General features: G+C 48.3%; 2 protein-coding genes. Both read left to right on the forward strand.

Features of this window, described 5'->3' with window-relative positions; translation table 11 throughout:
- Positions 1–23: 23 nt before the first annotated feature.
- On the forward strand, positions 24–12,764 hold the full coding sequence (locus tag HUU10_04415) for a hypothetical protein (GenBank protein NUQ80834.1): 12,741 nt from the start codon (positions 24–26) through the stop codon (positions 12,762–12,764).
- Positions 12,754–13,176 carry a hypothetical protein gene (locus HUU10_04420; GenBank protein ID NUQ80835.1) on the forward strand — a complete coding sequence of 141 codons (423 nt, stop codon included), beginning with the start codon at positions 12,754–12,756 and terminating at the stop codon, positions 13,174–13,176. The genes HUU10_04415 and HUU10_04420 overlap by 11 nt, the downstream gene beginning before the upstream one ends.
- Positions 13,177–13,247 lie beyond the last annotated feature (71 nt).

The following is a 13,247-nucleotide window of genomic DNA, read 5'->3' on the forward strand; positions in this document are numbered from 1 at the left end:
GGACCAATCCGATTGGTGCCACCATGGGTATTTTCGACCTTTTCCGCATCGCAAAATCCACTCAGATAGATATCACGACCAAGACCGGCGCAGACGGATCCACTCTGGTCCTTCAGCAGGCCAAAAATAACCCTGCAATCCGCCGGTGGCAGATCGCCAACCCGGAAACCCCCATGCACGAAATGCCTTATGAAAAGGCAGCAGAGCACTGGAAAAAGCACATCGACCCCACCAGCGAACTTCCAAAGGAAGCCCATAAACTGGCCGTAATCAAAGCCATTGCCCTGCACCACCAGTCACACGGGGAGGCCCGTCAAATTGGTCACGTTGACACCCACGGCGAGGACGTGCTTCACCCAAAAGGAATCAAAGAATCATACCGGGAAGGACAGCAAACGGTATTAAAGGAAACGACCGGAAAGATTAAAGAGGTTGACGAAGGTAAGTCCAACAAGTATGAGGAAATGCCAAGTGAATCATGGGTCTGGGGTGCAACCAAAACAGAAAAACTTCCAGGCTCTCCGGATTACCCAAAATACCGGGAAGCGGGCATGAAAATCAGCTCAGACCGCATGTCTCTCAATAAATCCTATATGGAATCTTCGGATAATTTTGGCACGTCACGTACCAATTTCGAGTATCATAAAGGTGAATTGAAAGTCCCTATTGGCTTTGCTGTTCTGATCAATCAAGTGATTCCGTCAAAGCCGGTCTCATTAAAACGGGATTATGGGTATATCAAAGAAACAGAACTCAAAAGCTTGGCCGGGAAGCTGAAGGAATTCGGTCTGGACGTTGACCGCGACACCCGGGGGATTTCCATCAACATTGACAATTTCCCGACCCCAGAGAGAGCACGGATGATGCTTTATAATGCAGGGGAATCAATCAGTTTTAATGTGGACGGGCATCCTTACCGGGTAAGCCGGATGAGTTGGGTTCAGGAATCTAAACGAAAGAACCCCGCTCCGGCAGTTGCAGTCAAACAGGACGCGGCAGAACCAAAGGGCGGCACCCTTACCGCTAAGACTGCCGGATTCACAAATGAGTCTGGGGAACAGATACAGGTAAATGTAACCAAGCACCCGAAGTACGGCAATCTGAACCTTTCTTTTTCTGACCGGTTCCCACGCGATGGTGAGCTTTCGAACAGTCTGTATAAAAATGGTTTCAGGTGGAGTCCCCGTGAATCCTGTTATTTCAACCGGGATAACGCCAAGGCTGAATCATGGCTGAAAGAACATTTCGGGTATGGAGAGGAAAAACAAGAACCACGGCAAGCCGAACCGCAGGCAATCCAAACCAAGAATGAAAAAGTACAACCAATCCGCCAATTAGGTACTGGTGCTAATGTTTACTTTGAGTCAAGTAAATACAGGGTGAACGATAATAGCAAAGGTGGCGGGGTGCTACTCAATATCGGTGGCCATGACACCGAAGTACCGTTGGCTAATGTGGAATTTGATTCACCAGAAGAAGCCGTTTTTGTCGCAAAAAGATTACAGGAATTGAAACCAGAGGGGTTAGTCTCCGGATATCACAACATTGATGCAGTTGTGAAGAATTTCAAAGATGAATACGCCAAAGATCAGCCGGACAAAACAACCACAACAGAACCACAGCAACCAGCCAAAACAGAACAAGACTATCTGGATGAATACGAGGGTTTTTCGAATTCAGAGGACCCGGGAGAACGAGCAGCATCAGACCTGCATAAAAAATTAAGGCATGCACGGCACCTCAGAGGAGTGCATTCAAAATCATGGAAAAACGATGTTGATGAGGTTAAAAACCTAAAGGACCAGTACTTCTCTGACAGTCAATTCCACGAAAGTTTTTCAAAACCACCTTATGAACTACCATACAATGAGTTCCTACGGACACGTCACGCAGAGACGGGAAGCAAGATGGTTCAGGAGAAACTCAAAACGGTAGCAGAACTCCTGGCTGATATTGAGAAGGCGCCAACCGGAGGCAGAAAACAGAATGGTCTCAAGGAAGAGTTATCAAAACAGGAAGATATTCTCAGGAAACACTGGCAATATGTAAGAGGGATGCACACCGGGAACGACCATCTGGCAGCAGACGGAGACCATACGAGGGAATTCCATGAGAATGCAGTCCTTAATGCCCACAAATTCGGGAAAACCATTCCGGATGCAGTAAAGGCAGAATACAGCCACCTTGATCCTTCATGGGCAGAATACAAAGAACAGTCCCCGGCTGACTACCTGTCAAAACCGGCACACGAACGGACGTATGATGAGCATGTTGACGCTGGGATAGCTCAAACTTATCAGTACTATGCAAAGAAAAAGAAGGAGGATGTTGAAAAAGCGCAGGCACGTTATGACAACATCCCAGCCCACCACACAGCGCGGAAGCGGGATGCTCTCTACGACCTGAACAGAGAGAAGGAACGCCTGGGCCAAATCAGTAAGAAGGCCAATGGTCACGGGATTACAAGAGACGACCGGATGAATCATTCTCACTCATGGGATACGTCCGACAGGACTCATCAGGAGGCCGTTGAAAAAGCTTACCGGGAAGGGAAGGAAATTCCCGAGCACAACCGCGAAAGATATGCAGGAGTTTTATCCGCAATTGACGCAGAAAAAGCTACAGGGTCCGCCGGACCAGAACCCGGGAAAAGAACCATTCATGAACTCCGGGATATGTTGGTCGATCACGCCATGGCATCAAATGAAGGCGAGTGGTACCGGAAAGATGACACCAAGGAAGAATTCGGAGAATGGAATTCCAGATTCCACGGAAGACTACATTCCGCGGCCAATGATCTTTTCATGCGATCCAGGGGCATATCGAAGGGTGAGGAAGAAGATGCCGGAGCCAATCCACAATATGGTCGGTTCCAGATCACTCCAAGCGAATTCAAGCAGATCGAAAAGCATGGTGTGGACTTTTACCGTGAAGTGTCTGACCACATTTATCACAAATTAAATGGAATGGAGCCGCCCAAAAATACCCGGCTGGTTGATGATGGAAAGTACCCGGCCAGATCAAAACGGGATTACCGGCACATTCCAATTCATGACATCCTCCGTGACCATGCAGTCGTTGAGGCCCTGACCGGCACGCATGGCAATGGCATTCCATACGCAAAACAACAAGAGGATAAGGAAACACTGGTTCGTTTTATCGAAAAGCACCATCCGGAGATCGCATCACCACATGATTACATCCGTTATCTGACTGAAGGTGATTACGATCAGAATAACCACCAACAGAAGATCGGTGCAGCAATTTCGCAGGCAAAATACCAGTCATTCATGAAAGACCCGGATCCAGGAGACCGGCACAACAAGAATGAAGAAGCAATGCGAACAATCAAACGCATTTACCCAGACATGGACATTAATCAGGTCAGAGAACACCTGAAGGATTTTCCGCGGTGGAATGATGAGCGATTCGCAAAGGAACGCGATTCCATTGTCGAAAAGACAGAGTACAAACACACTAAAGCCAGAGGCCATGAAGCATGGTACAATCACGGAGGCCACAAGATTACCGGCGGAAGGTACGGAGATCACAGCGAGGAGTCGGCAAAGCGTTCAGTGGCCGTGAATGCAGCGAGTTACCTGGAGCGAATCAGAGTAGCAAACGAGGCCCAGCAGTGGCACCGTGACAGGCAGTCTGGTGACAGCCCTATGAATGAGCGGATAAAAGCCGTTGAAGGGAAAACGTATCAGGACGGCCCGAACAATATAACCATCGGGAAGGCGGGGAACAGAGGTCCAGGATGGCTACAATTAACCGACCAGACCGGGAGATCCCGCTACGTTCACATTGATGATCTGGAAAACGAACAGCAGGATGCCAAGCGCAGGACAATCAGCCACAATGAAGGGATTGAGCGGCGGAAAAAGGAAGACGAGCAGAAGCAGGCGACAGCCGCCAAGCGCGATCTGGGAAGTTTCACCAACGGCATGACCCCTATGGAGAAAGAGCGGGTTACCAAGCATCTGCACGACAAGTTATTCCGGTACAATCATGAAGGAAAAGAGAAAATCGGACACCTTCGCCAGATGGCCGAGGACTTAGTGTCTGCAGGTTATCGGGTAACCAACATGACTTTTGACGATCCGAAGTCAAAGGAAAAACTCGAAAACGAGCTTGCATTACTCAAACGTCAAGGGTATCCCAGCGGGAACGAGAACCACCCACAGACAAAAAGAGCGCTTGAAATCCAGCAAAAGCTGAAAGAGGGAAAGTTCGAACGGCAAGAGGATGTTCTGCAGGGTCCGGATGGCCGGTTCTTTTCCAGCGAACATCACGGAAAGACATTTATTGATTACGCCAGGCACATTCAACCGTCAGCAGCAGCACCAGATCCGGTTAAAACAGAAGTCCAAGTCCCAGTCATTCAGCAGATCACGAATCCTCTTGGAGAAAAGGCAGAACCACGGGAGCCATCACCAGCCCCGGTACCAGACGGAGAGCAAGAAGATGTTTTATCAACAAACGGAACCAAACCATTAGACAGTTACCTCCACGGAGATAAATTAAACTCCTATAAGAAGGGAGATATTGTTTACAGGAACTATAACAACAGATATCAGGAATACGAGATTGTTGACGATTCAAAAGATATCTGGGGACTCAGGAACACAGAAACAGGTGAGATTGAACCCTGGAATGCCAATGGAAACAGTGGGTTTATTAAGATTGACAAACCCACGTTCAGCCCAAAACCAAGCCAGAAATATGGCGACCTGTTCGATTCTATTCCGGATGACCATCCGGCATCCATCATTGTAAACCACCCGGCTGCCAGCCAGATTGAACAGGCCACTACCGAGCAAACCCCGGTTGATCCCGAAGCAATTCAGGCAATCCGGCAGGACATTCAGCGGAGCAATGAGCGAGACCCTGAGATAGGTCAAATGGGATTCAACTTTGATGGTGAATTACCCCCACTCGAAACCCATAAAAGCCGGATTAATAAGCTGGCAGAAGAAATCCTCCCGTCAAAATACAGAGGGAAGCCAAATAAGGTGGTCCACGGTCCAATCAAAAATGACCCACTCACGGCCATTTTACCGAGCAGAAAGAATCCAAAGGTAAATCGCTGGCAGTCCATACCAGATACCAGCCAGACCAACCTGTTTGCATCACTACTCAGCCGATTATTCAAATCGACAAAAGCGCATGAAGACCAAATGGGATTGTTCGGAAGCGAACCGACAAAGCCGACCGAACCAAAGATCACACCATCTGCAGGGCAGGTAAAGCAATTTGGTAATAACCCGGATGACACCCGGATACTGCAACAGACAAAAACCGGCGTTCTCCGTTGGTTCGATCGGCCGGAAATGCGACAGATGAGCAATGAGCTTCATTCTGCATCACTTTCTAAACTGGACGAGATCAAGCACGCCATCGGTCAGAAGGTTGGATATGCCGTTCAAAAATTCGGACCATCCAGAGGAGCCGACCTACTGCATGAATTCCATGACCAGCACCGCAGGCAGGCAGAAAGTCATTCGGCAGCGATCCAAGATGCAGTGGACGGAAAAACCAATCTGAGCGAAACAGAACTGGCCATGTTGGTTATGAAGCACCACCTGGACAATCATCATGCCGATGAATACCAGAGGGCAGCACTAAAGCTTCGTCAGTCCCAGCCGGTCACCAATACCAAAGAAAGCAAACCCGAAGGTGCAGCCCAAGACCTTTTCGGCCAACAGAAAGAGAAGCCAACCGGAAAGCCCATTGAGCAGATCACCAATCCGCTGAAAAACGAACAAACAGGCGGCACAACCAGAGGTCAGAACCTCCTTGATCTGTTTGATGTCGGCCCCGGAAGGCATGGTGACGATCGCCCAACACAGATCGATCCTCGAATTCACGGGTGGAAAAATGAAGAAAGAAAAGGACCGAGAAAATCTGGAGGAGGAGAATGGGGAACACAGACGAAGCCGGTCGAGAAACCAACCCAACCAGAGGCATCCAATTACGAACCGTTTACCGAATATGATGAAGCCGGGGTTCCCAAGGGAGTAAAGCGCTTTGAAGTCAATCTAAACGCCATGGTCCTTCTGGGCAAGACACTGGAATTCCAGTCGTATGCCGCCGGCCAGTTTGAGCCGGAAGACATTCAAAAGGCAGTTACGGTCCTCAAATCGGAAGGCACATGGACTTACCAGTCATTCAGGTCATCAATCGCCAGTGTTGTTGGTTTCGACCGCGACAGGTACAATACACTTCTGACCCAGATGCCAATCAGAGCAACCGGTGGAGATTCCTTTGAATTCGATCCGGACCATGATCCTTCACCGATCAGGACATCACAGCTGACACCGGAGCAGAAAAACCTTCTGAAATCATACACCGGCTGGGGAGGAACGGACATTCAGGATGCCAATGAGTTTTATACCCCATCAGAGGTAGTGAAAGCCCAGTGGGATGCAATGAGATCGCTGGGATATAAAGGTGGGATTATGTTGGAACCCAGTTGCGGAACCGGCAGGTACATTGATCATCGACCAACCGACACCATCATGGTCGGAGTCGAATTGGACCCCATTTCTGCCTTTGTCGCCAAAGTGACACACACGCAGGACAGCGTAATGCACAGCGCGTTTGAGCAGTTTAGCCGCGGGAATCAGATTAAATTCAACGGCACGATTGCCAACGTCCCGTTCGGGGACCGCCAATCAAACCCGACCTACGACCAGACTTCCATGGCTTATGGAAAACACGAAGACTATTTTATTCTGAAATCCCTGCAACACGGAGCACCCGGGTCCGTCCACTCATTTATCGTACCAACCGGTTTCCTCGAAAACAAGAAAATAGAAACCATGGATCCGCTTGCAGATGAATCTCTTCTGTTGACGGAGGAAGGGAAGAAAAAGCTCAAATATTCCCAAAATGGCGAGATCGCAAAGGACATTCAGGCATACGGTGAATTTGTTGGTGCCATCCGGCTTCCAAACAAGACTTTCAGGGATGCAGGAACGAGCGTCACCAGTGATGTTGTCTTTTTCCGCAGGAGACCCGATCAGGTGGCAAAGATGGTTCAGTCTGGAAAAGCATCTGACCTGATTGACCCATGGATGAGTAGTCACTACTTCAAAGCAAACGAGCACCACATAATCGGAGAACGCACAACCGGGAACTGGGGAAGCGAAGCAGCCAAAGGCGATTTTGATCCTGATCGTTTCCGGCAGATTGCTGAGGAATTGGCCGGAAAGAAGCCAGCTGATTATTCAAAACTCGGCATTCCATCGGAACCTATCGCGCCACCCAAAGAAGGAGACGTAAAAAAACACAATGGTCAGGATTGGATTTTCGCCGGTGGAAAGTGGACAACCAGGCAGTATGCCACAGAACTCGGAGACTTCTCTGACTACGGATACACAAGCATTCATGACATGAAAGCAAAGTTCCAGGACCTTGACCATGCCATGACCGCCACGCATGACGTGACAGCTTTGGCCGACCATCCTGTTATTAAAACCTACGATCCGAGATTTGCAGCGTTTCTTAACGGATTCCGGAGCGCCATCCAGCCGATCAAAACAGAAGAAGGGAAACAAAAGGTCTTCCGGGCTATGATGTTGGGACGGATATTCCATTCCGGATATACGGCCGCTGCCAACGGGGAACCATTTGACCAGTCGAAGATTGATCGCCTGATCGATGCCACAAAGAGGTTCACAGCCATTCACGGGAATCCGAAGGATGACAAGGATATCCAGAACGCCGCACGAATCAACAGTTATGCTGCAGTATTCCAATCCATTCATGATGATCATGGTCAGATCAACCCGGTTATCGGTGGACGGACATTGGCAGGGGAGCGGGTATCGGCTCAGAAGCACGACCCGGTGAATCCTCACAGTATCATGAAAGCCCTGTTTGCTGATAGCATTCCTCCCACGATTGATGAGATTTACCAGCGGTACACCGGCGGAAAATCAAAAGAAGCAGTCGAATCCTCTTTGCTTGAACACCCGGAAGTTGGAACAAACGGAACGCATATCATCCCATTCAACCATGCCGTTTCCGGACAGGTCTATGACAAGATTGATCAGTATCGGAAAGCAATGGAGACTGCAACCGGTCTCTATAAGGAAAAACTGCAAAAGCAGATTGAACACATTGAACAGAATAAACCGGACGTAAACCTTGACGACATCCGGTTCAATATCCAGTCTAAATACGTCCCGGTACAGGCAAAAAACGATTTCATATCAGAGTACCTGGATAACGACCTAATCCGGATCCGTGAAGTCAATGGTACGTTTATTGTTGAACCGACCGAGAACGAAAACCGGTCCGGGTGGAGAAATTACGGGATCAGCCCGGCTCACGAAGACATCACAATCTCTGCCTTTGAAGATTATCTGAATGGTGTCAGCCGGTCAGGACGAAGCGATGACCTTTCCATGCTTGACGAGGATTTCCGGTCATTCATCGAATCAAACCCTGAACATCAGGGAGCAATCAAAGACGCATACCTGAAGCAGATGAAGAACTATGTGGAGCCAGAGTATTCAATGGCACCCATGGAGATCCCCGGCTTCGTGAAGAAGAACCCGAAAACCGGCCATGAAGAGTATGTGCTTCATCCGTACCAATATGCCTCTCTCCGCAAGTTTATGGACCAGGGCAGGGGAATAATCTCGCTGGACGTTGGATTGGGAAAAGCGCAGGATTTAAATTCTCTCCTTCTTTTAGCAACAGGCGATTTTATCAGAATGGGTGATATCAAACGCGGCGACATGATAATTGATGGTGATGGAAAACCAACAGAAGTCATCGGCGTTTTTCCTCAAGGGTTAAAACCGGTCTATGAAATTACATTCTCCGATGGAGCGAAAGCCAGGTCATGTGACGAGCACCTATGGCCTATTTACACAGCAAATAATATAGCGAGGAAACAACCATATAGCGTAATTGAGTTAAAAGAGATCCTCAATGAACCGCTGAAAAGAAAGTCCGGTGCGTACCGGTTTGCAATACCAATGCTTTCATCTCCGGTGGACCTTCCTAAGCAAGAGCTTCCAGTCGAACCTTATGTTATGGGATTACTATTGGGTAATGGGTGTTTCCCGGGTAAAGGGCATAGTGGATTAACAATCAGCACAGCATCTGAATCAATAATTGATCGAATCAGACAATTGTATCCAGATTGTGAAGTAAAACATCAGTCCAAGTATGATTATATCCTGAACGGAACTGGTGGCACAGCAATAAAACAGGCCTTAAAAGAACTTGGATTATATGCATCACGTTCATTTAACAAATTCATTCCGCCAATTTATCTGAAATCTTCAGTAGAACAAAGATTGTCGCTGCTGCACGGTCTAATGGATACGGACGGGTCTGCATCATGTAATAAACGTGGTGCAACCACAGTAGAGTATTCTTCTGCATCCGAACAGCTGGCATCGGGCGTTCGCCATCTTGTTTTATCACTCGGAGGACAAGCATGGATTACCGTTAAAAACGCTCCGAAGTATTCATATAAAGGCGAGATCCGGACAGGACGAGACAGTTATCGGGTTCATATAAAAATGCCAGGAGAAATAAATCCGTTTGACTACAAGGCAGGCCGGTACATTTCTCCGTCAAAATACCCAGTACGCAGGTATATTGATAACATTCAGTTTGTTGGTAATTTAGAAACCCAATGTATTGCCGTTGACTCGCCAGACCATCTATACCTTACAAATGATTTTGTGGTTACACATAACACAGCCTGGGCAATTGCCATGTCATCTATGTTGCAAGGAACAGGCCAGTACAGACGGGCTGCCTTTGCCGTTGAGAAAAACAACATCTCGAAATTCTTTCATGAGATCACCGAGTGGTCTCCTGATGCAAAGGTAGCAGTTGTCGGTTACCGGGTGAAGAAAGACAAAGACGGGAATGCAGTTCTTGACCAGAAAGGACTTACCCAGCTGGAACCAGACCCGAACTGGGATGCCAATCTGACCAGCATCGCAACCGGAGCGCACACGCACATCATTATTCCACATTCGGTTCTATCCCCATCAACCAACAGCGACAGATATCTGAGTCTGGCCGGAGAAAATTACAAACAACACGAACTCGACCTGCTGAAAATGACGGCTAAGGGAATGGCTAATGATCTGGCCAACAAAGCTGGGCTTACTGACTATCGCTTTGACTCGGACAAAATCACCACCATTGAGGAGCTTGCTCGGGAAATCGACAGCCTCGCACTGAGAGCGGCCGCAAATATCAAAGGGAAGGATGCTGACAAAAAGCAGGCCCGGTTGATTGAGAAGTCAGCTGAGAAAATACAGAAGGCGCTGAAAGCAATCCGGGACGTGAATCCGTCCCTCCGCCCGGGTAAAACAGGTTACGGTAACGTCATCAGTTTTGAGAATCTCGGAATCGATCATTTGTTCCTTGACGAGGCACACAACTTCAAATCTCTGTTTGACGCTCCGGACACAACCGATGCCAGGGGAGAGTCGTCAGGACTTACTGGCACCACCAGCAATGCAGCAATCAATATGTTTATGCTTTCACGGCATCTGCTGAAGAAGAACAACAACCGCGGGGTGTTTTTCATGACGGCCACACCGATTACAGCAAAGCCTCATGAATCTTTCAACTTATTGAGTATGGTTGCCCCCGACCTGATGAAAAAGGAATTCGGTATCGACAACGTGACGGATTTCATGAACACATTCGCCAACGTCACGCAACAGTACAAATTTGACACCAGCGGGAACGTGGAACTTGCACAGGTTGTGAACGGATTCAAAGAGGCGAATGGTTTCCGGAATTTCCTCTTCCGTCTGCTTGACATGAAGAACGCATCAAACGCAACCGTTTTCGACCACAACGAGAACAAACTGAAAGTCGGGTTAAAACTTCCAGAGGAAGTAAATCACCGGCACATTGTCCCGCCGACAGAGTACCAGAAGGAGAAGCTCAGAGAATTAATCTCTGCTATTAATGCCATGGTATCCGATAGAGACAAAGGCGAACTCCCGAACTGGATAAAGGAAACAGGCAAACGTGGTCCGCGAAGAGTGTTCACGAATATGGATACGGGTTCTGAAATCGGGGTTCAGAACCTCATGCAGCGAATGGACCGGCTTTGTGTCGATGAATGTTTCGATCCGCATTCAAACGGATTTGACCCAGAGAACCCACCCGAGCGGTTCAAGGTTCTTTGCAGCAATATCGCAGAATCCTATAAAAAGGGAGGTAAGAACCTCGTATTCCTTGACGGGTTCAACTTTGGGAAGAACGGAGACTATCACAAAGAAATCGCAAATTACCTCACCAGAAAACACGGCATTCCAGCAGAGGAGATAGCGCTGATTCAGGGAAATTCCTCTGAAGATGACAGGTACAAGGCATCGACCGATTACCGGGAAGGCCGGAAAAAGGTGATCATTGGTGGAACCGCTATGGAAACAGGGATGGATCTGCAAATGGGAACAACAGATATCCACCATTTTGATCAACCATGGAACTCGACCAATATCCAACAGAGAAACGGCCGGGGAGTTCGCCAGGGGAACCCGGTTTCCCATGTAAACATCCACCACTATTTCACGGAGAATGGATACGATTTCTACCGGAACATGACCCAGCAGCGGAAAGCCGGTATGCTTGACCACCTGTATAACGGCACGACCGACACAATTTCCAGCGATGAATTTGAAGCCATCGAGAAGATGAGATCACTGGCAATGTTAAGTCCAAACCCTGAAAGGGCATTAAAAGACATCGACACCCGGATGGGTAAGTACGATGAGATGAAACGGGCAGGTGAGACGGAGAAGCTCGGACGGGACACGACCAGTTACAACAAAGCCATGAGACGGCACGCTGAATACAAAGAAAAGCACGATAATATCAAGGGAAGACACGGTAATATTAAATTCAGCGGATACGATTGGAGAAGCGAGGTCAGAGGAAAACTACCGTCAAAAATTGAAAAGCACAACGATATTCTGGGTGATTATTCGAACGCAACCATTCGATTGGCGATGGACTCTATGATGGGGAACAGCACGCAACCTCTCAGTAGTCTGAGAGAAGTGGCAGTCCAGATATTTCCTGACAGCAAAGAAAAACAGATCAAGTTCTTCAAGGACATCAAATCATTTGCCGCCAGAGAGAGGTTATTGAAGCCAGAAACCACATATTTTCATCACAAAGGAAAAAATCACTGGGCAGACGAGGAACCGGAACTTTACAACGATGTTCTGAAAAAAGCACACGGAAACCTGATGAAATCGAAGAAGCTGGCCGACATTTACCGCGAAAAGGTTCTCCGTTCCGGAAGCAGAGAACATATTGATCATATCAATAACGATGACAATCACAGCGACACCACTCAGTTAAATGAACTGGCCTTACCGTCCGGCCATTTTGCCCGGAAAGGTAGATATCTGGTTGTCTCTGGCATTGAGGACGAATCAAAATCCTGGACCCATGAAGACACGAATGAAAAACAAAGCAATCTCCTCCGCCTGATCGGGAACGGTCATAAGACCATTCTGAATATCGATAGAATGGATTACGACCAGCACCGGAAGGATTATAAGATAGAGGCAGGTGCTCGTTCGTATCTGCATCCGGATAATCCGATATTTAGCCCAAACTGGAAGGTCGGATTCACTCCCAACAAGGACCACTCAATCAGCCTTAAGGACCTCCGGAAGGATTACCGGATTCATGGTCACTTTGACACACCAGAAGAAGCAGAACAGTACATTAAGGAGAGCCACGATGCTAAATAAGACAGGCCTCACCCCGGATGCTGCCGGGAAACTCGAAAAGATCAGCCGCGGACTTAGCGTTCACGGCCCGATTTATGGTGCCTATGGTGACTACTGGTTCGCGCTGAAAAAGGTTCTGATCAAACGGGATCCGCAATTCCCATACAGGACAGAACCAGACCCGAATGCTCTTGATCCTCTGGCAAAATACACCCGGGACGGCAAGAAGGTCTGCGATTATTCGGATTCTGACGTGATCAATTCCGCATGGCAGGCAGCAGAAGACCGTTCGGGCCGGATTCAGCATACTTACCTCCGAAGGGTATGGGACCCGGAGGAAAGGACCTGGGATGATTATCCGCAGGACATGACCGATCATGACATTGGATTCCCGGGTAACAGCGCTTCCCCGGATCACTACGATTACAGATAAATAACAAAGGTCCGTAAAGGGCCAGCCAACCTTACCGGTCACCCGCCAGAGTCGGAAAAGTCCGGTCAATC

Source organism: Bacteroidota bacterium, assembly GCA_013360915.1.
In the GTDB taxonomy this organism is placed as follows: Bacteria; Bacteroidota; JABWAT01; order JABWAT01; family JABWAT01; genus JABWAT01.